Raw genomic sequence first — 25,589 nt, 5'->3', positions numbered from 1 at the left:
GTGCCGCACCAGGCGCCCCGGCGGGCGGGGCGGGTTGTCCGGGCGGCATGCCGGGCAGACCCTGCGGCAGGCCCGGCAACGAGCCCTGCGGCAGTCCCGCCGGACCCTCCTCTTCACCCGGCGGCACGGCCCCCTCGGCGGGAATCGCGTGGATGACGGGCCGGATGTACAGACGCGCCGTCTGCCCGAGGCTGCGGGCTTCGCTGCCGTCGTTGCCCGGCACGGTGATCACCAGGTTCTGTCCGTCGATGATGACCTCGGACCCCGACACGCCCAGACCGTCGACGCGAGCACTGATGATCTGCTGGGCCTGGTTGAGCGATTCGCGGGTGGGCGCGCTGCCGTCCGGCGTGCGCGCGGTCAGCGTCACCCGGGTGCCGCCCTGCAGGTCGATGCCGAGCTTGGGATCGGGCTCTTTGTCCCCGGTCAGGAACACCAACAGGTAGGCACCGATGAGCAATACCAGGAACAGGACCAGGTAGCGCGCAGGGTGCACCGGCGTCGAAGACGATGCCACGTTTCAGGGTCTCCTCGAGATCAGTTCGTCAGCACCGCAAAGGGTACGTGCTTGTTCTGTGACCCTCGTCGTCACTCTTTGGTGTGGGGCCGATCCGAGATCTCGGTGCCCGACGACTGGGCGCCCAGCTCGTCACCGGAGTCCTCGAGCTCGTCGTACTCGTCCTCGGCGTCGGTGTCGTCGTCGGTGATGCGGTCGCGCACGGCCAGCTTCATCCAGGTGGTGACGACGCCCGGGGCGATCTCGAGGTCCACATAGTCCTCACCGATGCCGGTGATCGTGCCCTGCAGGCCCGACGTGGTGTGGATGCGGTCGCCGACCTGCAGCGAGTTGTGCAGGTCGATGGTGGCCTGCATCGCCTTCTTCTGACGCCGCGACGCGAAGAACATGAACGCGCCCATGATGATGAGCAGGGGCAGGAAGACGAGCAGATCCATGAGGAGACAGTCTTTCGTATCGAGGCATTCGGGTGCGAATTCGATGACCAGTGTGCCATTGCGAGCGACCACGCATTTCGCCCCCGGGTACCGCGGACGGGGCCGCTCGCCACCTGGAGGCGCCCGCGCCCCGCGTCTCGGGGTGTCCGCGCCCGTCGAGCGTCGGCGGGCTGTTCCGGCAGCCCGCGCGCTGACAACGGCCGAAGGCGACGGAATCAGTCGCGCTCAGCGCGCAACACATCTGATCTCGTCATAAGCTGGCAGGGTTCGCGACGGATCAGTGCATCCAGCGGCTAGGCTCTAGCCAGCGCGGCGGTCGTCGAGGTCTTTGCACTTTCTGCAGCGGAACATCAGGGAGGTCACCAGTGAGCACCGTGGAGCAGAGTCGGCATCTCGCCACCGCCATCCCGGGTCCCCGGTCCTCGGAGCTGATCGCCCGCAAGAACGCAGCGGTCTCCCGCGGCGTGGGCACCACCATGCCTGTGTATGCGGCGAGGGCGTTCGGCGGCATCGTCGAGGACGTCGACGGCAACCGGCTCATCGACCTGGGCTCCGGAATCGCCGTCACCACGATCGGCAACGCCTCCCCCCGGGTCGTGGCGGCCGTCGGCGAGCAAGCCGCGAACTTCACCCACACCTGTTTCATGGTCACGCCCTACGAGGGTTACGTCGCGGTCGCCGAAGCCCTCAACCAGCTCACACCGGGAAGTGATGAGAAACGCTCCGCGCTGTTCAACTCCGGCTCCGAAGCCGTCGAGAACGCCGTCAAGATCGCCCGCAGCTACACCGGCAAACAGGCGGTGGTGGCGTTCGACCACGCCTACCACGGGCGCACCAACCTCACGATGGCGCTGACCGCCAAGTCGATGCCCTACAAACACGGTTTCGGCCCCTTCGCACCCGAGGTCTACCGGGCTCCGCTGTCCTACCCGTTCCGCGACGCCGAGTTCGGCAAGGAACTGGCCACCGACGGTGAGTTGGCCGCGCGCCGGGCGATCACCGTGATCGACAAGCAGGTCGGCGCGGCGAACCTGGCCGCGGTCGTCATCGAGCCGATCCAGGGCGAGGGCGGGTTCATCGTCCCTGCCGAGGGCTTCCTGCCCACACTGTTGGCCTGGTGCCGCGCCAACGACGTGGTGTTCATCGCCGACGAGGTGCAGACCGGCTTCGCGCGCACCGGGGCGATGTTCGCCTGCGAGCACGAGGGGATCGTCCCGGATCTGATCGTGACCGCGAAGGGCATCGCCGACGGGATGCCGCTGTCGGCGGTGACCGGACGCGCCGAGATCATGGACGCCCCGCACGTCAGCGGACTGGGCGGCACCTATGGCGGTAATCCGGTGGCCTGCGCGGCCGCGTTGGCCACCATCGAGACCATCGAGGCCGATGGCCTGGTCGCACGCGCGGCCCAGATCGAGTCCTTGATGAAGGACACGCTGTTCCGTCTGCAGGCCGAGGACGATCGCATCGGAGACGTGCGCGGACGCGGGGCGATGATCGCGGTCGAGCTGGTCAAGGCAGGCACCACCGAGCCCGATGCGGAGCTGACCCGCGCGCTGTGCGCCGCCGCCCACCAGGCCGGGGTGATCGTCCTGTCGTGCGGCACGTTCGGCAACGTGCTGAGGTTCCTGCCGCCGCTGAGCATCAGCGACGAACTCCTGCGCGAGGCGCTCGACGTCCTCGAACTGATTCTGCGCGACCTGTAGAACGCCGCGACCGCCCAACGATTAGGGAGACATCCATGACCACGGTTCAGAACTTCATCGACGGCCAGCGGGTCGACTCGTCGAGCGGTGCCACGATGCCGCTGATCGACCCCAGCACCGGCGAGCAGTACGGCACCGCACCGGTGTCCAACGAGCAGGACATCGACACCGCCTACGCCGCGGCCGCCAAGGCGTTCAAGGACTGGAAGAAGACCACCCCCGGCCAGCGGCAGAAGGCCCTGCTGGACTTCGCCGACGACGTGGAGAAGGCCGCCGAGGACCTGGTCGCCGCCGAAGGCCGCAACTGCGGCAAGCCCAACCACGTGACCATGGCCGAGGAGATCCCGGCCATGGTCGATCAGATCCGGTTCTTCGCCGGGGCGGCGCGGGTGCTCGAGGGAAAGTCGGCCGGCGAGTACATGGCCGACCACACGTCCTGGATCCGCCGCGAACCCGTCGGCGTGATCGGACAGGTCGCGCCGTGGAACTACCCGATGATGATGGCCATCTGGAAGATCTGCCCGGCGCTCGCGGCCGGTAACACGGTGGTCATCAAGCCCAGTGACACCACCCCGGTGACGACGGTGATGCTGGCCGAACTCATGGCCAAGCACGTGCCGGGCGGGGTGCTCAACGTCGTGACCGGCGATCGCGTCACCGGGTCCAATCTGGTGGCGCACCCGACACCGGAGATGGTGGCGATCACCGGTTCGGTGGCTGCGGGCAAGGCCGTCGCGGTCAGCGCCGGGGGCAACCTGAAACGCACGCACCTGGAATTGGGAGGCAAGGCACCGGTCGTCGTCTTCGACGACGCCGACATCGCCGCGGCCGCAGAGGGCATCGCCACCGCAGCCTATTTCAACGCCGGCCAGGACTGCACGGCCGCGACGCGGGTGTTGGCCTCGGGGTCGATCGCCGCTGACCTGACCGCAGCCCTTGCCGAGCAGGCCAAGGGTGCGACGACGACGTTCGGCCGGCCCGCCGACGACGAGGACGCCTGGGTTCCCCCGGTCAACAACGTCAACCAGATGGAGCGCGTGCTGTCCTTCTTCGAGGACGTCCCGGCCCATGCGACGGTGGCCGTCGGCGGTAACCGACAGGGCGACAAGGGCTTCTACGTCGAGCCGACCGTCGTCGGGGGGCTGCGCCAGGACGACCGGATGATCCAGCAGGAGATCTTCGGCCCGGTCATCACGGTCCAGTCGTTCGGCGACGAAGACGAGGCGATCGCCTGGTCGAACGGCGTCGAATTCGGCCTCGCCTCGTCGGTGTGGACGAAGGACGTGTCACGGGCCATCCGGGTGTCCAATGCGCTGGACTTCGGCTGCGTGTGGATCAACACGCACATCCCACTGGTCGCCGAGATGCCGCACGGCGGCTTCAAATCGTCCGGACACGGCAAGGATCTGTCCATGTACGGGCTCGAGGACTACACCCGCATCAAGCATGTGATGGCCTACACCGGCTGATCGAACATCGCCGACGCGTCGGCGGCGAGAAGTGCTGCGACGATGTCACGGATCTCGTCGGCGGTGAGCGCGTCACCGTCGGCGTCGTACGCGATGAGGTCGGAGACCACATCGTCGCCCGGCAACCGGCAGCGGTCGGCCACCAGCACGTCGGCGTAGGCCTGCAGGGCGGCGCGGACCTCACCGGTGGCCGCCAGGTCGGCCCAGCGCGCCAACGGCCACCAGTCGCGCTGCGGGACGCCGAGAGCGGCGTAGAGCGCGCATCGCTGCGGCCCGAGGACGACGGCGGCTGCGTCGTCGCAACCGGCGCCGCTCGAGCGTGCCTCGACCAGCTGCGCCACTCGCCGGGACCGCGACTGCCCGCCCATCGCCGCTCTCCTTCCGTGAGTCAGATCACATTAATTAGTTGATCTACACAAGACTACCCCGCGGGACGGCAGCACAACCGGCGCGACGACGCTGAGTGCGATCCGGCGATCCGCGATGCACAGCAGATTGACAGCCCCCGGGGGCACCCGGCTGGAATACATTTAGTTTTACTAACGTAGTTTTTGGCAGACGCAACGACGCGCCCCCGATGTCCCAGATTCGCTTCGAGGATGGTTGATGACACACCACGACCCTGAACCGCAGATCGTTGACCGCATCGCCCAATTGCGCTCCACCGATCCGCAATTCGCCGCCGCGATGCCCGACGAGGCGGTCTCGTCGGCCCTGGATCGACCCGACATGCGACTGCCCGACATCATCGCGACCGTGCTCGAGGGCTACGCCGAGCGACCGGCACTGGGTCAACGCGCCGTCGAATTCACCACTGACCCGCAGAGCGGGCGGACCGCTGCGAGACTGCTGCCCCACTTCGACACCGTCACCTACGGTGAACTGTCCCGGCGCATCGGCGCTCTGGCTGCGGCGCTCGACGACGTCGCCCCGGGCGACCGGGTGGCGCTGTTGGGCTTCACCAGCGTGGACTACACGACCATCGACATGGCGCTGGCGTCGATCGGCGCTGTTTCGGTCCCACTGCAGACCAGCGCAGCGCTCTCTGCGCTGGCACCGATCGTCGCCGAGACCGAACCCGTACTCATCGCCTCCGCCGTCGAACATCTGGCCGACGCCGTCGAACTGGCCCTCACCACTCCCACCGTCTCGCGGGTCGTCGTCTTCGACACGCTCCCCGAACTCGACGACCACCGCGAAGCAGTGGCCACCGCGCGAAACACCCTGCGTCGGCACAGCGGCACCGCCGTTGACCTCACGACAATCGGTGAACTCGTCGAACGGGGCGCCGAACTGCCGCCCCGTACCCCCACCCTCGCGACCGACGACAACCCACTCGCCCTGCTCATCTACACCTCGGGAAGTACGGGCGCACCGAAGGGAGCCATGTATCCCGAGCGGTTGGCAGCCGGCGCCTGGCGGCAGTCCTTCCGCGCGAACTGGGGCGATCACAGCTCCGCGCCATCGATCACCCTGAACTTCCTGCCGATGAGCCACATGATGGGCCGCGGCCTGCTCTACGGCACCCTGGGCGCGGGCGGGACCGCGTATTTCTCTGCGCGCAGCGATCTTTCGACCTTCCTCGAGGACCTCGCGCTGGTCCGTCCCACTCAGTTGTCGTTCGTGCCACGAATCTGGGACACGATCAGAAACGAGTTCGACACGATCCTGGGCAAACGAGCCGACGACGACACCGCCGCCGTGTTCGCGCAGATGCGCACCGAAGTGCTCGGCGGTCGTTACGTGACCGCGATGACCGGGTCCGCTCCCCTGTCACCCGAGATGACCGCGTTCGCCGAGGAGCTGCTCGGCATCCACCTCGTCGACGGCTACGGGTCCACCGAAGCGGGCGCGGTGTTCGTCGACGGACAGGTCCAGCGGCCACCGGTGTCGGACTACACACTGCTCGACGTGCCCGAACTCGGCTACTTCCACACCGACCGCCCGCATCCCCGCGGGGAATTGCTGGTCAAGTCCGAGACACTGATTCCCGGGTACTACCGACGGCCGGAGGTGACCGCGGCGATGTTCGACGCCGACGGCTACTACCGCACCGGAGACATCGTCGCCGAGGTCGGACCCGACCACCTGGTCTATCTCGACCGGCGCAACAACGTCGTAAAGCTCTCCCAGGGCGAGTTCGTCGCCGTGTCGGCGCTGGAAGCCAGTTTCGCCGACAGCCCGCTGATCCGCCAGATCTATCTCTACGGCAACAGTGCCCGCCCGTATCTGCTCGCGGTGGTCGTGCCGACCGAAGAAGCCTTGGCCACTTCGGATCCGAAATCAGCTGTCGCACAATCGCTTCACGAGGTCGCACGGACCGGCGGCTTGCAATCGTTCGAGATACCTCGGGACTTCCTGATCGAGACGACGCCGTGGACCACCGAGAACGGGATGCTCACCGGTATCCGCAAGCTGGCCCGGCCGAAGTTGAAAGAGCGGTACGGCGACCAACTCGAGACGCTGTACTCCGAGCTGGCGGCCGAGCAGTCCGACGAGTTGCAGTCGCTGCGGCGCGATGGCAGCCAGGGCCCGGTGCAGGACACGATCGTTCGGGCCGCGGCAGCGCTGCTGGGCGCGACGTCGACCGACATCGCCCCCGATGCCCACTTCACCGACCTCGGGGGTGACTCCCTGTCGGCACTGACGTTCGCCAATCTGCTGGCCGACGTCTTCGACGTCGAGGTTCCGGTATCGGTGATCGTCAGCCCCGCCAACGATCTCGCCGCGCTCGCCGGGTACATCGAGGCCGTGCGGGAGCCGGGCGCCAGCCGGCCCACCTTCGCCTCGGTGCACGGCGCGGGCGCAGCACAGGCACACGCCCGCGACCTCACGCTGGACAGGTTCATCGATGCTCAGACGCTGGCCGCCGCGTCGGCGCTGCCCGGCCCGAGCGCGCAGGTCCGCACGGTGCTGCTCACCGGTGCCACCGGGTTCCTCGGCCGTTACCTGGCGTTGGACTGGCTGCAACGGATGCAGCTGGTGGGCGGCACCGTGATCTGTCTGGTTCGCGGCCGAGACGACGTCGCAGCCCGCGACCGGCTCGACCGGACCTTCGACAGCGGGGATCCCGACCTGCTGGCGCACTACCTCGAGATGGCCGACGGCCACCTCGAGGTGCTCGCCGGCGACAAGGGCGACCCCGACCTCGGACTGGACGCGTCGACGTGGCAGCGCCTGGCCGACACCGTGGACCTCATCGTCGACCCGGCGGCGTTGGTCAATCACGTGCTGCCGTATCGGGAGTTGTTCGGCCCCAACGTCGTCGGCACGGCCGAGCTGATCAAGCTCGCTCTCACCAGCAAGCTCAAGCCGTTCGTCTACACCTCGACCATCGGCGTGGCCGCCGGGATCGAGCCGGGCCGGTTCACCGAGGACGGCGACATCCGGCAGATCAGCGCGACGCGCGCGGTCGACGACGACCCCGCGACCGGATACGCCAACGGTTACTCGAACAGCAAATGGGCAGGTGAGGTGCTGCTACGCGAGGCCAATGAGGCCTTCGGACTGCCTGTCTCGGTGTTCCGCTGCGACATGATTCTCGCCGACACCAGCTACGCCGGTCAGTTGAACCTGCCCGACATGTTCACCCGGCTGATCCTGAGCCTGGTGGCCACCGGCATCGCCCCGGACTCCTTTTACGAACTCGACGCCGACGGCCGCAGGCAACGCGCCCACTACGACGGTCTGCCAGTGGAGTTCATCGCCGAGGCGATCTCGACCCTCGGCCCGCTCACCGGCCCGGCCTTCGAGACCTACCACGTGATGAACCCGTACGACGATGGCATCGGACTCGACGAGTTCGTCGACTGGATCATCGAATCCGGCGTGCCGGTGCGCCGCGTCGGCGAGTACCACACGTGGCTGACACGCTTCGAGACCGCGATGCGCGCGCTGCCGGAACGCCAGCGCCAGGGTTCTCTGCTGCCGTTGTTGCACAACTATCAACGGCCCGAGACGCCCCTGCGCGGGTCGGTGGCGCCCACCGACCGATTCCGGGCGGCCGTGCAGGAAGCCAAGATCGGTCCCGACAAGGACATCCCGCACATCACGCGCGGCATCATCGCCAAGTACGTCAGCGATCTGCGGCTGCTCGGCCTGCTAGACCGCTAGCTTGTGGTCGTCATGCCGGCCCCGGCGACCGAACAGCGACGACAGCCGCTCCCGCGCCGACGGCTTGTGAGCGACAGCCGCGTCGTGGTGCGTGGTGACCTCGGCGTCGCGGTCGGCCACGGCGTCACGGTCGGCCACGGTGTCGCGGTCGGCCACGGCGTCGCGGTCGGTTACGGCGTCACGGTCGGCCAAGGCGTGTGCCCGGGTCTCGGCGTAAGCGATGTCGCGTGCACTGCGCACCGACAGCCGTCCCAACGCCAGCGCACCCAGGAACACGATGACCGCGCCGAGACCGTAGAAGTAGGTCAGCTCCAACCACACCCGCTGGGCCTCGGTGGAGGCCACCGGAACACCGACCTCACCGAGTCCCAGCGGGCCGGCCAACGCACGTCCGACCACGAACCACGCCCCGGCGATGATCGCCATCCACGTGCCGAGCATGGCGGTGGCGCGGTTGCGTGAGGTCAGCATCAGGAAGCCGCCGACGACGGCGACGACGCCGGGCAGCACCTCCAGCCAGCCACGTCCCGCCGTCCAGGTCCACGCCTGATCGGGGCTGAAGGCGAAATTGAAGTAGGGCCCGACAAAGGGCACCAGCGCGCCCCACAGACCCAGAACGATGACCAGAAGCCCGCTGGCGGCACCGCGACTGCGGGGAATGTGCAGCGCGCCGCCGCGACTGCGGGTGGTGGTGTCAGCCATGATTCTCCTCCTCGGATATGCCCAGCGGATACCCGTGCCGGCTTCGGCATAACCTCGGGCGGCAACCAGTTTCGCCGCGCCCGGTGACGAGCCCAGCTAGTCGAACAGCCCGCCCTGGCCCAGCCCCACGGCTCCGCTCGGCGGCGTCAGACCCAAGTGCGTCCAGGCCAGCGCCGTGGCCACCCGCCCCCGGGGGGTCCGCGCGATCATGCCCGCCCGCACCAGGAACGGTTCGCACACCTCCTCGACGGTGGTGGCTTCCTCCCCCACCGCCACCGCGAGCGTGGACACCCCGACCGGTCCGCCGCCGAAGCTGCGGGTGAGCGCCGTCAGCACCGCCCGATCGAGACGGTCGAGGCCGAGCTCGTCGACGTCGTAGACCTCGAGCGCGTACTTGGCGATGTCGCGGGTGATGACGCCGTCGGCGCGCACCTCGGCGTAGTCGCGGACGCGGCGCAGGAGCCGGTTGGCGATGCGCGGGGTGCCGCGGGAGCGGCGGGCGATCTCGGCGGCGGCCTCGGCACCCAGCTCGATCCCGAGGATGCCCGCCGACCGGGCCAGCACCCGCTCCAGCTCGGCGGGCTCGTAGAAGTCCATGTGCGCGGTGAAACCGAAGCGGTCCCGCAGTGGGCCGGTGAGAGCGCCGGATCTGGTGGTGGCCCCGACCAGCGTGAACGGTGCCACCTCCAGCGGGATCGAGGTGGCGCCCGGCCCTTTGCCGACCACCACGTCGACGCGGAAGTCCTCCATCGCCAGGTACAGCATCTCCTCGGCCGGCCGGGCGATGCGATGGATCTCGTCGATGAACAACACGTCGTGTTCGACGAGATTCGACAGCATCGCGGCCAGATCCCCGGCGCGTTCGAGGGCCGGGCCCGACGTGACCCGCAGCGACGAGCCGAGTTCGGCGGCGATGATCATCGCCAGCGAGGTCTTGCCCAGCCCGGGCGGACCGGACAGCAGGATGTGGTCGGGGGTGCCGCCGCGATTCTTGGCGCCCTCGAGCACCAGCTGCAGCTGCTCACGGACCCGTGGCTGACCGATGAACTCGCCGAGGGAGCGGGGCCGCAAGCTGGCGTCGATGTCGCCTTCGCCCACTGTCAGAGCGGGCGTGACCTCCCGGTCGTCGGCATCTTCGGGCTCCTCGGCGCCGGACGAGAAACGACCCATGTCACTTCTTGCCCAGCATGGACAGCGCCGCGCGCAACGCCACCGACTGGTTGGCGTCCGGATCGTCGGCGAGCACCTTGTCGGTGGCTTCCTCGGCCTGCTTCTGCGCGAAACCCAGCCCGATGAGCGCTTCGACCACCGGCCCGCGCACGGTGAAACCACCCGCGGACGCGACGCTCGAGGACACCGCGACCCCGACCTTGTCCCGCAACGTCAGCACGAGCAGTTCGGCGGTCTTCTTGCCCACCTTCGGGATTCTGGTCAGTGCGGTGACGTCCCCGTCACCGATGGCCTGGCGCAGACTCGCGCCGTCGTACATCGCCAGCGCACCGAGCGCGATGCTCGGCCCGATACCTGACACCCCGAGCAGGGTCAGGAACAGGTCGCGGGCGTCGGAGTCGGCGAACCCGTACAGCGTCATCGAGTCTTCGCGCACGATCATCGCGGTGATGAGCCGGGCCTCGGATCCGCGGCGCAGCGTCGCCAGCGTCGCCGGCGTGGCCATCACCTTGTAGCCCACACCGGCGGCCTCGATCACGACGTGATCGAGAGCGATGTCGAGCACCTCCCCGCGCACGGCGGCGATCATGTGCGGACCGCCTTGAGCCGGGCCTGGTACTTGCGGCGCTGCTCGGCGGCCATCGCCTCGGCGGCCGCCATGCGCGCGATCATCGGCGCGCGCCAGCAGTGGCAGATCGCCAGCGCGAGCGCGTCCGCCGCGTCGGCCGGCGTCGGTTTCTGCTGCAGCGCGAGGATTCGGGTGACCATCTCGGTGACCTGCGATTTGCCCGCACGCCCGTTGCCGGTGACGGCGGCCTTGACCTCACTTGGGGTGTGGAAGTGCACATCGATGTCGCGACGCGCCGCGGCCAGGGCGATGACCCCACCCGCCTGGGCGGTGCCCATCGCGGTGTTGGCGTTCTGGTTGGAGAACACCCGCTCGATGGCGACCACATCGGGCAGATGGGTGTCCATCCAGTGCTCGACGGTGTCGGAGATCGTCAGCAGACGCTTGTGGAGCGGCTGTTCGGCGGGGGTGCGCACGACGTCGACGTCGAGGGCGATCACCTGGCGACCCTGCCCACTCTGGATCATGGACAAGCCGCATCGCGTCAACCCGGGGTCGACACCCATCACTCGCACGACAGCATCCTCACGGAGAACATTTGTTCGAGAGCCTAGCCGTCGACCCCGACGATGCGGGGTAGGGACACGCGGTGAGCCGAGGCGGGCTCAGTCCTCCTCGAGGGCCGCGGCGACGTCGTCGGGGATGTCGATGTTCGTGTAGACGTCCTGGACGTCGTCGCTGTCTTCCAGCGCGTCGACGAGTTTGAGCACCTTGCGGGCGGCGTCGAGGTCGACCGGGACCGTCACCGAGGGCTGGAAACTCGCGTCTGCCGATTCGTAGTCGATGCCCGCCTCCTGCAACGCGGTGCGCACGGCGACCAGATCGGTTGGCTCTGAGATGATCTCGAAGCTCTCGCCGAGATCGTTGATCTCCTCGGCGCCGGCCTCCAGGACCGCGGCCAGAACGTCGTCTTCGGACAGGCCGTTCTTCTCCAGCGTGATGATGCCCTTGCGGGAGAACAGATAGGACACCGAACCGGGGTCGGCCATGTTGCCGCCGTTGCGGGTCATCGCGACCCGGACCTCACCGGCCGCCCGGTTCTTGTTGTCGGTCAGACACTCGACGAGCACGGCCACCCCGCTGGGTCCGTAGCCCTCGTAGGTGATGTTCTGCCAGTCCGCGCCGCCGGCCTCCTCGCCGCTGCCGCGCTTACGGGCACGTTCGATGTTGTCGTTGGGCACCGAGCTCTTCTTGGCCTTCTGGATAGCGTCGTAGAGCGTCGGATTACCGGCCGGGTCACCGCCGCCGACGCGGGCGGCGACCTCGATGTTCTTGATCAACTTCGCGAACATCTTGCCGCGGCGGGCGTCGATGACGGCCTTCTTGTGCTTGGTGGTGGCCCACTTGGAATGGCCGCTCATGCAGGTACATCCTCTTTCCGGTGAAACGTCGACTGACAAGTCTACGGGTAGGCGGGTATGCGAAAGCGGACTCGGGGCGCCTAGCGGTGGCCGCGACACGGGCGCAGTCGGAGAAGTCGGGATCTGACGCAGATCTGCGTCGATCGGAACACCGCGCGCTCCTTCTCGCGGCTGGTCCTGCCGGTCACCGGCGGGGTGGCGGCTCAACGCACCAGGGTCGCACCGCCGTCGAACCGGATCTGCTGACCGGTCATGAATCGAGACTCATCGGCGAGCAGATAGAGCGCTGCGTAAGCGGTCTCCCAGCTGCTGGCGCGCCCCATCTTCAGCCTGAGGACTTCGTTGTAGACGGCATCGACCTCATCGGCGGTCAGCCCGAACAAATTCTGTGAGTCGTGGTTTCCGAGGGTGGAATCGATCGGTCCCAACATCAATGTATTGGCGCGGACGCCGACATCGGCATACTGTGCCGCGGTCAATTCGGTGATGTAGTTCAGCCCGCACTTGCCGAGGGCGTAGGGCATGATCCCGATGTTCAGGCCGACTTCGTTCTTCAGGCTCGCGATCGAGGAGAAGTTGACGATGCTGCCGGTGCTGGAACCCTCGTTCTTCTCCATGCATTGCGCGGCGAACAGATTGCAGTAGAAGCAACCCAGCATGTTGACGTCGATGCCCTTGTTGAAGTTCTCCAGGGACATCTCGTTGCGTTCGCGGTCGAACGGCGGATTGATCGCGACGCTGTAGACCATGCCGTCGACTCGGCCGCTGCGTTGCATGACGACATCGAAGATGTGCTCGCAATCGTCCTTCTCCGCCACGTCGGCGTGCACGGCGTAGGCCGTTCCACCCTCGGCCAGCACCATGTCGACGGTTTCCTGCGCTGCGGCCATGTTCACATCGGCGGCTACCACCTCTGCGCCGTGCCGTGCGGCCACGAGGGCCGTCGCGCGGCCGTTGCCGATCTTGTCGCCCGGCATCTGTCCGCCGCCGACGATGACCACCACTTTCCCGGTGAGGTCGAAGGCGCTCCGCTGCGGGTTCGCAAAATCTACAGACATGTGTCCTCTTTCGTGTGTACAGCCTGTTCGGGGCAGGCATGGACGGCTTCGGCGACGCGATCGTGCAGTGCTCGCGGCACCTCGGTCTCAACGGCTTCGGCGTAGCCGTGCTGGGTCAGGGTGAAGATGTCCGGGCACACCGCGGCGCACACGCCGTGCCCCCGGCACGAGTCATCGTCGATGTACACCTTCATGCGCCGACCACCGTGAGATGCAGCTCGGTCAGTCCACGCAGGATGTACGTGGGCACGTAGTCGAAACGACGGCCATCGACCTCACCGTGGTGAGCCTCGTCGATGCGAATCTCCCGGCTACTCGCCAGCAGGCGCTGAAGGAGGATCCGCGCCTCGGTCCGTGCCAGCGGCGCGCCCAGGCAGCTGTGGATGCCCCTGCCAAAGGCGATGTGCCGTCGCGAATTCGGCCGGTTGACATCGAAGGTGTCTGGATTCTCGAACTGGCGGGGGTCCCGGTTCGCGGCCCCGTAATGAACCATGACGGTGGCGCCGGCCGGGATGTCGACCCCGCCTATCGTCGTATCGGCGCGGGCCAACCGGAAGTCGCCGCGGATCGGGCTCTCGAAACGCAGCGCCTCCTCGATGAAGTTGGGGATCAACTCGGGCTCACGCCGCAGACGATTCTGCAGGTCGGCATCCTCGGCCAGAATTTTCACCGCCGAGGACAGCAATCGGACGGTGGTCTCCTGCCCGGCCGAGAACAGATTCGCCGCCACGCGCACGACGTCGATGACCTCGGGGATCGACCCGTCCGGGAACCGGGCTGCCGCCATCTCGCTCATGACGTCAGCACCGGGCGCTACGCGGCGGTCGGCGATGTAATCGGAGAACCGATCGTAGAGGTATGTCAACGGGGCATGGTCCATCTCCACACCGGCAGTGCTACCCAGCGATATCTCACCGGTCAGCACCGCGGTGAGTTCGGCGCGGTCCTCTTCGGGCACCCCCAGCAGGTCTGCAATGACAAGCAGCGCAACGGGATTGCCCACATCGGTGATGAACTCACCGCCGCCACCGGCCACATGGGGCGCCAGCACCTGGTCGGCGAGCCGCCAGACGAACTCTTCGTTCTCCTTCAGACGCTTGGGCGTGATGAGCCGGGCCAGCAATGACCGGTGGGCGGTGTGAGTCGGCGGGTCGAACGACGGCAACTGGTCACTGAAGGGCAGTTCGGTTCGGTGTCTATCGATCAGTTCGCTCACCGCTGGACCACCCCGACCCTCCAGCGAAACCGGGAAGCCCGGGAACGGTCCGGTGACCGTATTGCAGGAGGAAAACGACTCGTGGTCCCCGACCACGGCCAAGACCTCGTCGTACCCGGTGACCACCAGCACGCCCTGGGTCGGTTCCCGAAGCACCGGACTCTCCGTGCGCATGCGGGCGAGCATCGGGTACGGATCGGCGACCAGGGCCGAATCGTGGAAGAAGTCGACGTCGGCAACGGACGACGCGCGGTTGGTCACGATGCGCTCCTCGGAAGAACTGTCCGGAGACGCAGAGTGCGGTCCCCGGAAACTGACCAATCGTAAAGTCAGCTACTTGCCGATCGTACAGTCGTAAACTGTACGAATGGTCGAAGGTGATCGCTTTGTTAGCAGTGCTACATTCCGGGCTGCGGTGTGAGCGATTCGGCCATCACCACGCGCCAGAGGCTCCTCGACGTTGCCACCGAGCTGTTCCGGAGCCACAGCATCGCGGGCACATCGCTGCAGATGATCTCCGACGAGCTCGGAATCACGAAGTCAGCGATCTACTACCACTTCCGCACGCGCGAGGAGCTCCTGGAAGCTGTGTTGGAGCCACTCATCGCGAAACTGCGGGAGCTGGTCGACGAAGCGAGCACCCAGCGCGGCGCCCGCGCCCAAGCGGACGCCATGCTGCGCGGGTTCGTCGCTCTGGCGGTGGCCAACCGGACGCTCATCCCGGTGCTCACGGGTGACGCTGCCGTCGGCGAGGTGCTCCGGTCCCGACAGGACTGGGCCGCGATCGTGGCCCGGCAGATGCAGTTGCTCGCCGGCGCTCAGTCCGGGATGGCGGGTGAGGTCGGGGCGGCCATCGTGATGTCCGGCATCTCGTCTGCCGTCGGACTCGACTATGCAGGCACGGACGAGCAGATGCTGGAGCACCTGATCAGCGCTGGGCGGCGCACACTGGGTCTGCGCGGCCACGATGTTAAGTGAGCCACACGCACTGGCCGCTGAACTTACTCCAAAGTAAGGTCACATCCATGACGTTCTCCCTGGAGTTGTCCTCCGACCTGGTCGACGTGCAGAAGTGGGTCCATGAGTTCGCCGCCGACGTCATTCGTCCGGCCGCCGCCGAGTGGGACGAGCGCGAGCAGACGCCGTGGCCGATCATCCAGGAGGCCGCCAAGGTCGGCCTCTACTCGATGGAGTTCTTCGCCGAGCAGACCGCCGAGCCCAGCGGGCTCGGCATGATCGTGGCGTTCGAGGAGATGTTCTGGGGTGACGCCGGTATCGCGCTGGCGATCCTGGGCACCGGACTGGCCGCCGCCTCCGTCGCCGCCACGGGCACCCCCGAACAGGTCGGCGAGTGGGTGCCGCAGATGTTCGGCACCGTCGACGATCCGAAGGTCGCGGCGTTCTGTTCCTCGGAACCCAATGCCGGCTCCGATGTCGGGTCGATCCTCACCCGCGCCCGTTACGACGAGGCAACCGACGAGTGGGTGCTCAACGGCACCAAGACCTGGGCCACCAACGGCGGGATCGCCAACGTCCATGTCGTGGTCGCCTCGGTGTATCCCGAGTTGGGCACGCGCGGACAGGCGTCGTTCATCATCCCGCCGGACACGCCGGGGCTGAGCCAGGGACAGAAGTTCCTCAAGCACGGTATCCGCGCCTCGCACACCGCCGAGGTGGTCCTCGAGGACGTGCGGATTCCCGGCCGGCTCATCGTCGGCGGCAAGGAGAAGTTCGACGCGCGCATCGCCAAGGTCCGCGAAGGCAAGCGGGCCGCCGGCCAGGCCGCGATGGCGACGTTCGAACGCACCCGCCCGACGGTCGGCGCGATGGCCGTCGGCGTGGCTCGCGCGGCCTACGAGTATGCGCGTGACTACGCCTGCGAGCGTGAGCAGTTCGGCCGCAAGATCGGTGAGTTCCAGGCCGTCGCGTTCAAGCTGGCCGACATGAAGGCGCGCATCGACGCCGCCCGGCTGCTGGTCTACCGCGCCGGCTGGATGGCCCGCAACGGCAAGGAGTTCACCTCCGCCGAGGGGTCGATGGCCAAGCTGGTGGCCAGCGAGACCGCCGTGTACGTCACCGACGAGGCGATCCAGATTCTCGGCGGCAACGGCTACACCCGCGAATACCCCGTCGAGCGGATGCACCGCGACGCGAAGATCTTCACGATCTTCGAGGGCACCAGCGAGATCCAGCGACTGGTGATGGGCCGGGCCATCACCGGCCTGCCCATCCGGTGACGCCGGCCTAAGCGCGCCCCTCGACCATCTCGACGAACAGGGCGTGTACCCGGCGGTCGCCGGTCATCTCGGGGTGGAACGCGGTCGCCAGCGTGCGGCCCTGCCGCACCGCCACCGCGTGTCCGGCCGCGCTGGCCAACACCTCCACACCCGGGCCGACCCGCTCGGCCCACGGCGCGCGGATGAACACCGCGTGCACACCGGAATCGAGGCCCCCGAACTCGAGGTCCTCTTCGAACGAGTCCACCTGCCGGCCGAACGCGTTGCGGCGCACCGTCATATCGATCGCCTTCAGCGGCGTCGCCTCCCGGCCCGCGGCGCCCGCGTCGAGGATCTCCGAAGCCAGCAGGATCATCCCGGCGCACGAACCGTAGGCGGGCATCCCGTCGGCCAGCCGCGCGCGCAGCGGCTCGAGCAGGTCGAACTCACGCAGCAGGTGACTCATCGTCGTCGACTCACCGCCCGGAATGACCAGCGCGTCAACGGAATCGAGCTCGGCGCGGCGCCGCACGGTCAGCGGTTCGGCCCCGGCGGCGCCCAGCGCGGCCAGGTGCTCGCGGGTGTCGCCCTGCAACGCGAGCACACCGATGCGTGCGCTCACGGCCGGCCCGGGGTGAAGTCGCGGGAGTACCGGGTGAGCCCCTCTTGCATGACGGCGGCGACCATGTCGCCGTACCGGTTGAAGATCTTGCCCTGGGTCAGCGAGCGCCCGCCGCAGGCCGACGGCGACGACTGGTCGTACAGCAGCCACTCGTCGGCGCGGAACGCACGCATGAACCACATCGCATGATCGAGCGAGGCGACCATCAGATGCTTGCGTTCCTCGACGTGGTTGACCTGGGCCGAGCCCAGCAGCGTGAGATCGCTCATGTAGGCCAGTGCGCAGATGTGCAGCACATGATCGTCGGGCAGCGGGTCGCGGTGGCGGAACCAGACCTGCTGCTGGGAAGCCATGCCCTCGCGCAGCTCCAGTTGATCGCGCGGCACGATCCGGACGTCCCATTCGTCGAACTGCCGGAAGCTGGCGTCGTCGAAGACCCTGCTTGCGGCCTTGAAGTCGGGGATGTCGTCGGGCGGCGGGGCCGACGGCATCGCGTCCTGATGCTCGATGCCGCTCTGGTCGGTCTGGAACGACGCCGACATCGAGAAGATGGTCTCGCCGTGCTGGATCGCGTTGACCCTGCGGGTCGCAAACGATCCCCCGTCGCGCAGACGCTCCACCAGGTACACCGACGGCGCTCGGGCGTCCCCGGGGCGCAAAAAGTAGCCGTGCAGCGAGTGCACCTGGAACTTCGGGTCCACGGTGCGCACCGCCGACACCAGCGACTGGCCCGCCACATGACCACCGAAGGTGCGCTGCAGAAAGCCGGATTCGGGGCTGAAGACCCCGCCGCGGTAGATGTTGACTTCGAGTTGCTCGAGGTCGAGGATCTCCTCGATCGCCATCAGGTGGCGCTACCAGCCGCGTTCGGCCAGGCGGTGCGGCTGCGGGATGTCGTCGACGTTGATGCCGACCATGGCCTCCCCCAGCCCGCGCGACACCTTGGCCAGCACGTCGGGGTCGTCGTAGAAGGTGGTCGCCTTGACGATGGCGGCGGCCCGTTCGGCCGGGTTGCCGGCTTTGAAGATGCCGGAGCCGACGAACACTCCTTCGGCGCCGAGCTGCATCATCATCGCCGCGTCGGCGGGGGTGGCGATGCCGCCGGCGGTGAACAGCGTCACCGGGAGCTTGCCGGCCCGCGCCACCTCGGCGACCAGCTCGAACGGCGCCTGCAGCTCCTTGGCGGCCACGTACAGCTCGTCTTCCGACAGCGACGTCAGCCGGCGGATCTCGCCACCGATCTTGCGCATGTGGGTGGTGGCGTTCGAGACATCGCCGGTTCCGGCCTCGCCCTTGGAGCGGATCATCGCGGCACCCTCGGTGATGCGCCGCAGCGCCTCGCCGAGGTTGGTGGCACCACACACGAACGGCACGGTGAACTTCCACTTGTCGATGTGATGGGCGTAGTCGGCGGGGGTCAGCACCTCGGACTCGTCGACGTAGTCGACCCCGAGGCTCTGCAGGATCTGGGCCTCCACGAAATGCCCGATGCGCGCCTTGGCCATCACCGGGATGGTGACCGCGTCGATGATGCCCTCGATCATGTCGGGGTCGCTCATCCGCGACACCCCGCCCTGGGCCCGGATGTCGGCAGGCACCCGCTCGAGAGCCATGACGGCGACCGCTCCGGCTCCCTCGGCGATCCGCGCCTGTTCAGGGGTGACCACGTCCATGATCACGCCGCCCTTGAGCATCTCGGCCATACCGCGCTTCACCCGCGCGGTCCCCCGAGCGGACGGGCCCTCGGCCTGCGAGGGGAACGTCCCCGGCCCTTCACCCGACAGTTGGGATTCCACACCTATCTCCTTAAATCGCTACCGATCCAGTCTAGATGCGGCGGCAAATGCATTCGATCCGCGCGTATGGGTGAGGAACGCCACTGTCCTCACCTGATCGGCTGCGGCGACCTGTCCGACAGCGCGCCCGGCGTGTCAGCCAGGACGTTCGCCTCCTCGAGCACCTCGCCGAGCTGGCGCGGGTACACCGTCTCACCGATGGCGACCAGACCAGCGATCATTGTCGCATCGCACCACCGGTGGGCATGGATGTAGGTCCGTTCCAGCCCGGAACGGCCGGACTCGGAGGGCTCGAACCGGCCGGTGCGGTACACGAAGTACATCTCTTCGCTTCGGATCACCGACCCGTTGAACTCGATGACCGCATCCCGCCGCCAGATCGGTCCGACGAGGTCGGCGGGCGACACCCGCAGACCGGTCTCCTCCTCGACCTCGCGGGCGGCGGCCTGTGCGAGCGTCTCGCCGACCTGCACGGCCCCGCCGATCGTGAACCACCAGCGCGGCGCCGGCTCCACCCCGCTGGCCGGATCCGAACCGCACAGCAACAACACCGCGCCGTCGGTATCGAGCAGGATCACCCGCGCCGACGTGCGCCGGGTCACCGGCGCGACCTCGCGGGTGGACACCTCACCACCCTCCGATATCTCGAAATAGCTTGGCAGCGCCGCGGTTCCGCCTAATCGCAGGGTGCGCACCAGCGGGCGTTCCCGCAGTGCGAGGGTGTCTCGGACCGCGTCGTTGTGGAAACGCCGGGCCAGCAGCACCCGGGCCTCCGCGTCGGCCAGCTCGGCGACCAGGGCCAGCGGCAGCGACGCGGGATCGACCCGCGCCAGCGCGGCGGACAGTTCGTTCTCCGCCGCCTCCCGGGCCTGCCGCGGTGCACGTTCGGCGGCATCGGCGAGCGCGGCCAGGCGACGCCCGTCGGGTCCCTCGCCGTAGGCGTCGACGGCGACTGCGCGCGCCACCACCGCGCGGCGCGCCAGCGCCCCGTCGAGGGCCTGCCAGGACAGGTCGTAGCGCACGTGCAGCCGGTCCAGCCGGTTGGCGGTCTGATACGCCCACCCCGCGACCACGGCGACGAGCACCACCACCGCCGCGACGATGAGCGCGGTCAGCACCGGGATCACAGCGGCCTCCCGCTGGTCTCGTGACGTCCGGCCACCCGCACTTTGACGCCCGAGCCGGCGACGGTCTCGTACACCCGCATGATCTGGGCGGCCACCACCGACCAGTCGAACCGCGCCACCGCCGCGCTCGCGTGCGCGGTGTAGCCCGACCGCACACCGTCGTCGGCGAGCACGTCGATCAGTCCGTCAGCCAGCGCCGCCGAGTCGTCGACGGCAACCAGCCGACCGCACCTGCCGTCCTCGAGGACCCGCCGGAAGGCGTCGAGGTCGCTGGCCACCACCGCGGTGCCGGCAGCCATCGCTTCGACCAGCACGATGCCGAAGCTCTCCCCGCCGGTGTTGGGAGCGCAGTAGACATCGGCGCTGCGCATCGCCGACGCCTTCTCCGCGTCGTCGACCTGCCCCAGGAACCGCAGGTGCGAGGCCAGCGGACCGGCCTGCTCGCGCAGCTCGCGCTGGTCACCGCGGCCCACCACCAGGACCTCCACGTCGGCGAAGCGGTCGACCAGCGCCGGCAGGGCCCCCAGGAGCACGCTCATGCCCTTGCGCGGCTCGTCGAAGCGCCCGAGGAACAACACCGTCTTGCCGTGACGCGGGTAGCCGGGCAGCGGCGGGGCCGAGGCGAAGGACTCGACGTCGACACCGTTGGGGATCTCGACGGCGTCACTGCCCAGCGCCTCCATCTGCCAGCGCCGCGCCAGGTCCGACACCGCGATGCGGCCGACGATCTTCTCGTGCATGGGACGCAGGATCGGCTCGAACACCGACAGCGTCAGCGATTTCGTCGTCGACGTGTGAAAGGTGGCCACGATGGGACCTTCGGCGATGTTCAGCGCCAGCATCGACAGGCTCGGGGCGTTCGGCTCGTGCAGATGCAGCACGTCGAAATCACCGTGTATCAACCATCTCTTGACCCGGCGGTGGGTGGCCGGGCCGAAGCGCAGCCGAGCCACCGACCCGTTGTAGGGAATCGGCACCGCGCGCCCGCCGGAGACCACGTAGTCGGGCAGCACGCCCTCGGCGGACGCCGGTGCCAGCACACTGACCTCGTGGCCCAGCCCGCTCATCACGTCGGCCAACTGCAGCACGTGCGACTGCACCCCGCCCGGAACGTCGAACGAGTAGGGACAGACCATGCCGATCCGCATCAGCGTGCCCTCACCCGGCCCCGGGATCATCCCCGGCGCTTCGCGCCGAACCCGAGCGGTCGAGCTCGCCCGCCAGCCGGGCGCGGCGTTCCTCGGACAGGTCCGCAAGCCACTGGGGCTGCATCATGTGCCAGTCGGCCGGGTGCTCGGCGATGTTGGCGGCGAACCGGTCGGCCATGGCCTGGGTGATGACCGTGACGTCACCGGAGGAGGTGTCCAGTTCCGGGTAGACCTCCATCCCCCACCCATCGCCGTCGAACCAGCAGTGCACCGGGAACAGCGCGGCACCGGTGGCCAGGGCCAGCCGGGCGGGGCCGCCGGGCAGTCGGCTCGGCTCCCCGAAGAAGTCGACCTGGACACCGGTGCGGGTCATGTCGCGGTCGGCCATCAAACAGACCACACCGTTGTTCAGCAGCCGGTCCCGCAGCACCTCGAACGGCGGTCGCGGACCACCCGACAGCGGCACCACCTCGAAGCCGAGGCGCTCCCGGTAGGCCAGGAACCGGTTGTACAACGATTCGGGTTTGAGCCGCTCGGCGACCGTCGCGAACGATCCGTGGTGCTGCACCAGCCACACGCCGGCCATGTCCCAGTTGCCGCTGTGCGGCAGCGCCAGCACCGCGCCCCGACCATCCTCGAGCGCTGCCCACAGCATGTCGATGCCGGCCACGGTGAGTCGCCTGCCGATCTCGGCATGGTCCATCGACGGCAACCGGAACGCCTCGCGCCAGTAGCGGGCGTAGGACCCCAGCGACGCCCGCATCACCTCGTCGGGTACCTGGTCGGGCGCCACCCCGAGGACCCGGGCGAGATTCTTGCGCAGCTGCTCGGGTCCGCCGTTGCGCGCCGCATAACCGGCGCCCGCCCCGAACACGCTGCGCGCCAAGAATTCCGGGGCGGCTCGCACCAATCGCCAGCCCGCCGCGTATCCCCAGTCGCTGAGCTGAGACCGCACCAGGGACGGGACGGCGAACAGGCCACCGTGGCCGTCGCCGGCATCCGTCACGTGCTGCGTCATTGGTCGGTGGGCTCCGGTTTGTCGGCTCGCTCACCGCAGGCGCGGTCCATCGCGGTCGGCGACGTCCGCACGCTGTGCAGCCGCTGGCCCACCGTGACCACGCTGGCCACGGCGAGCACCCACATGGCGGCGGGCAGCATCCAGGGCAGGGGAAAGAACGGCAGGTCGGCCAGCAGGCAGCCGAGCAGCACGATCACCAGGCGTTCGGGACGCTCGATCAGGCCGCCGTCGCCCGACAGCGCGGTGGCCTCCGCGCGGGCCTTGATGTAGGAGATGACTTGCGAGGACACCAGGCAGATCATCGTCGCGACCACCAGTTCGGGGCTGTGCAGGCCGAACGCCGCCCACCACAGCAGCCCGCAGAACACCGCCCCGTCGCTGATCCGGTCGCAGGTGGCATCGAGCACCGCCCCGAACCGGGTGCCGCCGCCGCGCTGGCGGGCCATCGCCCCGTCGAGCATGTCGGCCAGCACGAAGAACCCGACCACCAGGGCGCCGGCGAACAGCTGCCCCATCGGGAACAGGGTCAGCGCACCCAGCACCGTGCCCGCCGTTCCCAGGATCGTGACGCTGTCCGGGGTCAGGCCCAGCCGTAACGCACCTCTGGCGACGGGCCGCGACAACTTCGCGTACGCGGCCCGCGTCATCAGGTAGAAGTCACTCACGGCTGCTTGTCCCATTCCGCGGCCAGCAGGGCGCGGGTGTCACGCAGCAACTGCGGGATCACCTTGGAGTCGCCGATGACGGTGATGAAGTTGGCGTCGCCGCCCCAGCGCGGGACCACGTGCATGTGCAGGTGCTCGGACAGCGAGCCACCGGCCGACGTGCCGAGATTGAGGCCCACGTTGAAGCCGTGCGGCCGCGACACCGCCTTCATCACCCGGATCGCTTTCTGCGTGAACGCCATCAGCTCGCAGCTCTCGGCGTCGGTGAGGTTCTCCAGCTCCGCCACCCGGCGGTAGGGCACCACCATCAGGTGCCCCGGGTTGTAGGGGTACAGGTTGAGCACCGCGTACACCAGCTGCCCGCGCGCCACCACCAACCCGTCCTCGTCGGACATGTTGGGGATGTCGGTGAACGGTTCGGAAGACGCTGCCGAGCCGGCCTTCACCGCGTCGGCGATGTAGGTCATGCGGTGTGGCGTCCACAACCGCTGCAGGTGGTCCGGCTCGCCGACTCCCCGGTCTACGATCCTGTCCTCCGGATCCACGTCACCCCTTGTCTGCGTGCGCGTCGATGGCGACGAGTTCGGCGGTCGGCGTGGCGTTCTCACGGCGCCGCACCCAGTCCACGATCGCGTCGACGGCCGTGTCGACGGGCACGCCGTTGATCTGCGTCCGGTCCCCGAACCGGAAACTGACCGCCTCCGCCTCCAGATCGCGGTCACCGGCCAGCAGCATGAACGGGACCCGCTGGTTGGTGTGGTTGACGATCTTCTTGGCCATCCGGTCGTCGCTGCTGTCGACCTCGGCTCGGATACCGAGTTTCCGCAGCCGGGTGACCAGTCCGTTGAGATAGGCGACGTGGTCGTCGGCGACCGGGATGGCAACCACCTGCACCGGGGCGAGCCAGGCCGGGAAGGCTCCGGCGTAGTGCTCGGTGAGGATGCCGAAGAACCGTTCGATGGAGCCGAACAGCGCGCGGTGGATGAGCACCGGCCGTTTCCGCGACCCGTCGGCCGCGGTGTATTCCAGTTCGAACCTGTCCGGCATGTTGAAGTCGAGCTGGATGGTCGACATCTGCCAGCTGCGGCCCAGTGCGTCGCGGACCTGCACCGAGATCTTCGGTCCGTAGAACGCGGCGCCGCCGGGGTCGGGCACCAGCTCCAGGCCCGACGCCACGGCAACCTCGCGCAGCGTCTCGGTGGCCTCTTCCCACACCTCGTCGGAGCCGACGAACTTCTCGGGATCCTTGGTGGACAGTTCGAGGTAGTAGTCGTCCAAGCCGTAGTCGGCCAGCAGTTCCAGCACGAACTGCAGCAGCGACGCCAGTTCCTCGCCCATCTGCTCGCGGGTGCAGTAGATGTGGGCGTCGTCCTGCGTCATGCCCCGCACCCGGGTCAGACCGTGCACCACGCCCGACTTCTCGTAGCGGTACACGCTGCCGAACTCGAACAACCGCAGCGGCAGTTCCCGGTAGGAGCGGCCGCGCGAGCGGTAGATCAGGTGGTGCATCGGGCAGTTCATGGGCTTGAGGTAGTAGTCCTGGCCCGGTTTGCGCACCGCGCCGTCGGCGTCGTACTCGGCGTCGATGTGCATCGGGGGGAACATCCCCTCGGCGTACCACTCCAGATGCCCCGAGGTGATGTAGAGCTGCTCCTTGGTGATGTGCGGGGTGTTGACGAACTCGTAGCCCGCCTCGATGTGCTTGCGCCGCGAGTATTCCTCCAACTCCCGGCGCACGATCCCGCCCTTGGGATGGAACACCGGCAGACCCGACCCCAGCTCGTCGGGAAAGCTGAACAGGTCCAGCTCGGCCCCCACCCGGCGGTGATCGCGACGCTGCGCCTCCTCGATCAGCTCCAGGTGGCGGTCCAGCGCCTCCTGGGTCTCCCACGCGGTGCCGTAGATGCGTTGCAGGCTGGCGTTGTTCTGGTCACCGCGCCAGTACGCCGCCGAGCTGCGGGTCAGCTTGAACGCCGGGATGTAGCGGGTGGTGGGGATGTGCGGGCCACGGCACAGGTCGCCCCATTCGCGCTCGCGGGTGCGCGGGTTGAGGTTGTCGTAGGCGGTCAGCTCGTCACCGCCGACCTCCATGACCTCCGGATCGTCGGCACCGGACTTGTCATCGATCAGCTCGAGCTTGTAGGGCTCGTCGGCCAGTTCGTGACGCGCCTGATCCTTGGACTCGAACACCCGCCGCGAGAACAGCTGGCCTTGTTTGACGATCTGGCGCATGCGCTTCTCGAGCGCTTCGAGGTCTTCGGGAGTGAAGGGTTCGGCGACCTCGAAGTCGTAATAGAACCCGTCGGTGATGGGCGGCCCGATGCCCAGCTTGGCGTCGGGGAACATCGCCTGCACCGCCTGGGCCAGCACATGGGCCGCGGAATGGCGGATGACGCTGCGCCCGTCCTCGGTGTCGGCGGCCACCGGCGTCACCTCGACGTCCTCGTCGGGCGCCCAGGACAGGTCGCGCAGGCGTCCCTCGGCGTCGCGAACGACCACGACGGCGTCGGGGGCGCCCCGTCCCGGCAGGCCGGCGTCACGCACCGCCTGCCCTGCGGTAGTCCCGGCGGCGACCCGGATCGGGACTGCCGGGGCCGGGCTGACGGGGGCGCTCATCGCG

The 25,589-nt window shown here is 68.2% G+C and carries 24 protein-coding genes and 1 pseudogene; 5 read left to right on the top strand and 20 right to left on the bottom strand.

What is annotated here, in order from left to right; all coding sequences use genetic code 11:
• Together J3476_RS17265 and yajC are read right to left on the bottom strand one after the other, a co-directional pair.
• Positions 1-517 (bottom strand): annotated as a pseudogene (locus tag J3476_RS17265) (protein translocase subunit SecD); the annotation flags it as partial.
• Between the two features lie 71 nt (positions 518-588).
• Positions 589-954 (bottom strand): preprotein translocase subunit YajC, encoded by a 366-nt coding sequence (gene yajC, locus J3476_RS17260; RefSeq protein ID WP_207067625.1) that lies wholly within the window; start codon positions 952-954, stop codon positions 589-591.
• Positions 955-1,319: 365 nt separating this feature from the next.
• Between yajC and gabT the strand changes: the two genes are divergently transcribed.
• Positions 1,320-2,660, top strand: a complete 1,341-nt coding sequence (gene gabT / locus J3476_RS17255; RefSeq protein ID WP_207067624.1) for a 4-aminobutyrate--2-oxoglutarate transaminase — start codon at positions 1,320-1,322, stop codon at positions 2,658-2,660.
• A gap of 35 nt (positions 2,661-2,695) precedes the next feature.
• Positions 2,696-4,129 carry an aminobutyraldehyde dehydrogenase gene (locus J3476_RS17250; RefSeq protein WP_207067623.1) on the top strand — a complete coding sequence of 478 codons (1,434 nt, stop codon included), beginning with the start codon at positions 2,696-2,698 and terminating at the stop codon, positions 4,127-4,129.
• On the opposite strand, the gene J3476_RS17245 is transcribed toward J3476_RS17250, so the two are convergent.
• The gene (locus J3476_RS17245) at positions 4,117-4,497 is read right to left on the bottom strand and encodes a hypothetical protein (protein WP_207067622.1); all 381 of its coding nucleotides are present in this window, start codon (positions 4,495-4,497) and stop codon (positions 4,117-4,119) included. The two genes, J3476_RS17250 and J3476_RS17245, sit on opposite strands and share 13 nt — an antisense overlap.
• Before the next feature lie 238 nt (positions 4,498-4,735).
• On the opposite strand from J3476_RS17245, the gene car reads away from it, so the two are divergent.
• On the top strand, positions 4,736-8,242 hold the full coding sequence (gene car / locus J3476_RS17240; protein WP_207067621.1) for a carboxylic acid reductase: 3,507 nt from the start codon (positions 4,736-4,738) through the stop codon (positions 8,240-8,242).
• On the opposite strand, the gene J3476_RS17235 is transcribed toward car, so the two are convergent.
• The 8 genes from J3476_RS17235 to J3476_RS17200 form a co-directional block, all read right to left on the bottom strand.
• Positions 8,231-8,944, bottom strand: coding sequence for a hypothetical protein (locus J3476_RS17235; RefSeq protein WP_286183261.1), 714 nt, complete (start codon positions 8,942-8,944; stop codon positions 8,231-8,233). The two genes, car and J3476_RS17235, sit on opposite strands and share 12 nt — an antisense overlap.
• Before the next feature lie 96 nt (positions 8,945-9,040).
• On the bottom strand, positions 9,041-10,114 hold the full coding sequence (gene ruvB / locus J3476_RS17230) for a Holliday junction branch migration DNA helicase RuvB (protein WP_207067620.1): 1,074 nt from the start codon (positions 10,112-10,114) through the stop codon (positions 9,041-9,043).
• A 1-nt stretch (position 10,115) separates the two neighbouring features.
• On the bottom strand, positions 10,116-10,703 hold the full coding sequence (ruvA, locus tag J3476_RS17225) for a Holliday junction branch migration protein RuvA (protein WP_207067619.1): 588 nt from the start codon (positions 10,701-10,703) through the stop codon (positions 10,116-10,118).
• A complete protein-coding gene (gene ruvC, locus J3476_RS17220) occupies positions 10,700-11,257 on the bottom strand; it encodes a crossover junction endodeoxyribonuclease RuvC (protein WP_207067618.1) in 558 nt (185 codons plus the stop codon). The genes ruvA and ruvC overlap by 4 nt, the downstream gene beginning before the upstream one ends.
• A gap of 90 nt (positions 11,258-11,347) precedes the next feature.
• Positions 11,348-12,103, bottom strand: coding sequence for a YebC/PmpR family DNA-binding transcriptional regulator (locus J3476_RS17215; RefSeq protein ID WP_207067617.1), 756 nt, complete (start codon positions 12,101-12,103; stop codon positions 11,348-11,350).
• Between the two features lie 203 nt (positions 12,104-12,306).
• Positions 12,307-13,161: an SDR family NAD(P)-dependent oxidoreductase gene (locus J3476_RS17210; RefSeq protein ID WP_207067616.1), complete on the bottom strand. Its 855-nt coding sequence runs from the start codon at positions 13,159-13,161 to the stop codon at positions 12,307-12,309.
• Entirely contained in the window at positions 13,152-13,355 is a 204-nt protein-coding gene (locus J3476_RS17205) for a ferredoxin (RefSeq protein WP_207067615.1), read from the bottom strand. The genes J3476_RS17210 and J3476_RS17205 overlap by 10 nt, the downstream gene beginning before the upstream one ends.
• Entirely contained in the window at positions 13,352-14,563 is a 1,212-nt protein-coding gene (locus J3476_RS17200) for a cytochrome P450 (RefSeq protein ID WP_207067632.1), read from the bottom strand. The genes J3476_RS17205 and J3476_RS17200 overlap by 4 nt, the downstream gene beginning before the upstream one ends.
• A gap of 231 nt (positions 14,564-14,794) precedes the next feature.
• On the opposite strand from J3476_RS17200, the gene J3476_RS17195 reads away from it, so the two are divergent.
• Together J3476_RS17195 and J3476_RS17190 are read left to right on the top strand one after the other, a co-directional pair.
• Positions 14,795-15,355 carry a TetR/AcrR family transcriptional regulator gene (locus J3476_RS17195; protein ID WP_286183258.1) on the top strand — a complete coding sequence of 187 codons (561 nt, stop codon included), beginning with the start codon at positions 14,795-14,797 and terminating at the stop codon, positions 15,353-15,355.
• A gap of 47 nt (positions 15,356-15,402) precedes the next feature.
• On the top strand, positions 15,403-16,614 hold the full coding sequence (locus J3476_RS17190) for an acyl-CoA dehydrogenase family protein (protein ID WP_207067614.1): 1,212 nt from the start codon (positions 15,403-15,405) through the stop codon (positions 16,612-16,614).
• 7 nt (positions 16,615-16,621) lie between these two features.
• On the opposite strand, the gene pdxT is transcribed toward J3476_RS17190, so the two are convergent.
• The 9 genes from pdxT to thrS all read right to left on the bottom strand — a co-directional run bounded on the left by pdxT (position 16,622) and on the right by thrS (position 25,585).
• Entirely contained in the window at positions 16,622-17,215 is a 594-nt protein-coding gene (gene pdxT / locus J3476_RS17185; protein ID WP_152516921.1) for a pyridoxal 5'-phosphate synthase glutaminase subunit PdxT, read from the bottom strand.
• Complete coding sequence (tesB, locus tag J3476_RS17180) at positions 17,212-18,060, bottom strand: acyl-CoA thioesterase II (protein ID WP_207067613.1); 849 nt, start codon at positions 18,058-18,060, stop codon at positions 17,212-17,214. The genes pdxT and tesB overlap by 4 nt, the downstream gene beginning before the upstream one ends.
• 9 nt (positions 18,061-18,069) lie before the next feature.
• The gene (gene pdxS / locus J3476_RS17175) at positions 18,070-18,918 is read right to left on the bottom strand and encodes a pyridoxal 5'-phosphate synthase lyase subunit PdxS (RefSeq protein WP_235682624.1); all 849 of its coding nucleotides are present in this window, start codon (positions 18,916-18,918) and stop codon (positions 18,070-18,072) included.
• Between the two features lie 182 nt (positions 18,919-19,100).
• Positions 19,101-20,138, bottom strand: a complete 1,038-nt coding sequence (locus J3476_RS17170; RefSeq protein ID WP_207067612.1) for an NUDIX domain-containing protein — start codon at positions 20,136-20,138, stop codon at positions 19,101-19,103.
• The gene (locus J3476_RS17165; RefSeq protein ID WP_207067629.1) at positions 20,135-21,286 is read right to left on the bottom strand and encodes a glycosyltransferase family 4 protein; all 1,152 of its coding nucleotides are present in this window, start codon (positions 21,284-21,286) and stop codon (positions 20,135-20,137) included. The genes J3476_RS17170 and J3476_RS17165 overlap by 4 nt, the downstream gene beginning before the upstream one ends.
• A 10-nt stretch (positions 21,287-21,296) precedes the next feature.
• Positions 21,297-22,304 (bottom strand): phosphatidylinositol mannoside acyltransferase, encoded by a 1,008-nt coding sequence (locus tag J3476_RS17160; protein WP_207067611.1) that lies wholly within the window; start codon positions 22,302-22,304, stop codon positions 21,297-21,299.
• Positions 22,301-22,969 (bottom strand): phosphatidylinositol phosphate synthase, encoded by a 669-nt coding sequence (pgsA, locus tag J3476_RS17155; RefSeq protein ID WP_286183256.1) that lies wholly within the window; start codon positions 22,967-22,969, stop codon positions 22,301-22,303. The genes J3476_RS17160 and pgsA overlap by 4 nt, the downstream gene beginning before the upstream one ends.
• Positions 22,966-23,514 (bottom strand): HIT domain-containing protein, encoded by a 549-nt coding sequence (locus J3476_RS17150; RefSeq protein WP_207067609.1) that lies wholly within the window; start codon positions 23,512-23,514, stop codon positions 22,966-22,968. The genes pgsA and J3476_RS17150 overlap by 4 nt, the downstream gene beginning before the upstream one ends.
• Position 23,515: 1 nt before the next feature.
• The gene (gene thrS, locus J3476_RS17145) at positions 23,516-25,585 is read right to left on the bottom strand and encodes a threonine--tRNA ligase (protein ID WP_207067608.1); all 2,070 of its coding nucleotides are present in this window, start codon (positions 25,583-25,585) and stop codon (positions 23,516-23,518) included.
• Between the last annotated feature and the right edge of the window lie 4 nt (positions 25,586-25,589).

The organism is Mycobacterium sp. PO1 (genome assembly GCF_017312405.1).
Lineage (GTDB): Bacteria > Actinomycetota > Actinomycetes > Mycobacteriales > Mycobacteriaceae > Mycobacterium.
Note: the sequence above shows the minus strand (reverse complement) of the source record. Positions and strands in the feature narration are given on the sequence as shown.

Coding starts and splice junctions, on each gene's coding strand:
- yajC (WP_207067625.1), bottom strand. CDS start 954: ATGGATCTGCTCGTCTTCCTGCCCCTGCTCATCATCATGGGCGCGTTC.
- J3476_RS17235 (WP_286183261.1), bottom strand. CDS start 8,944: ATGGCTGACACCACCACCCGCAGTCGCGGCGGCGCGCTGCACATTCCC.
- J3476_RS17210 (WP_207067616.1), bottom strand. CDS start 13,161: ATGTCTGTAGATTTTGCGAACCCGCAGCGGAGCGCCTTCGACCTCACC.
- J3476_RS17190 (WP_207067614.1), top strand. CDS start 15,403: ATGACGTTCTCCCTGGAGTTGTCCTCCGACCTGGTCGACGTGCAGAAG.
- J3476_RS17250 (WP_207067623.1), top strand. CDS start 2,696: ATGACCACGGTTCAGAACTTCATCGACGGCCAGCGGGTCGACTCGTCG.
- tesB (WP_207067613.1), bottom strand. CDS start 18,060: ATGGCGATCGAGGAGATCCTCGACCTCGAGCAACTCGAAGTCAACATC.
- J3476_RS17160 (WP_207067611.1), bottom strand. CDS start 22,304: ATGACGCAGCACGTGACGGATGCCGGCGACGGCCACGGTGGCCTGTTC.
- ruvB (WP_207067620.1), bottom strand. CDS start 10,114: ATGGGTCGTTTCTCGTCCGGCGCCGAGGAGCCCGAAGATGCCGACGAC.
- J3476_RS17200 (WP_207067632.1), bottom strand. CDS start 14,563: ATGCTCGCCCGCATGCGCACGGAGAGTCCGGTGCTTCGGGAACCGACC.
- pdxS (WP_235682624.1), bottom strand. CDS start 18,918: ATGGCCGAGATGCTCAAGGGCGGCGTGATCATGGACGTGGTCACCCCT.
- J3476_RS17215 (WP_207067617.1), bottom strand. CDS start 12,103: ATGAGCGGCCATTCCAAGTGGGCCACCACCAAGCACAAGAAGGCCGTC.
- J3476_RS17205 (WP_207067615.1), bottom strand. CDS start 13,355: ATGAAGGTGTACATCGACGATGACTCGTGCCGGGGGCACGGCGTGTGC.
- thrS (WP_207067608.1), bottom strand. CDS start 25,585: ATGAGCGCCCCCGTCAGCCCGGCCCCGGCAGTCCCGATCCGGGTCGCC.
- J3476_RS17245 (WP_207067622.1), bottom strand. CDS start 4,497: ATGGGCGGGCAGTCGCGGTCCCGGCGAGTGGCGCAGCTGGTCGAGGCA.
- ruvA (WP_207067619.1), bottom strand. CDS start 10,703: ATGATCGCCGCCGTGCGCGGGGAGGTGCTCGACATCGCTCTCGATCAC.
- car (WP_207067621.1), top strand. CDS start 4,736: ATGACACACCACGACCCTGAACCGCAGATCGTTGACCGCATCGCCCAA.
- J3476_RS17165 (WP_207067629.1), bottom strand. CDS start 21,286: ATGCGGATCGGCATGGTCTGTCCCTACTCGTTCGACGTTCCGGGCGGG.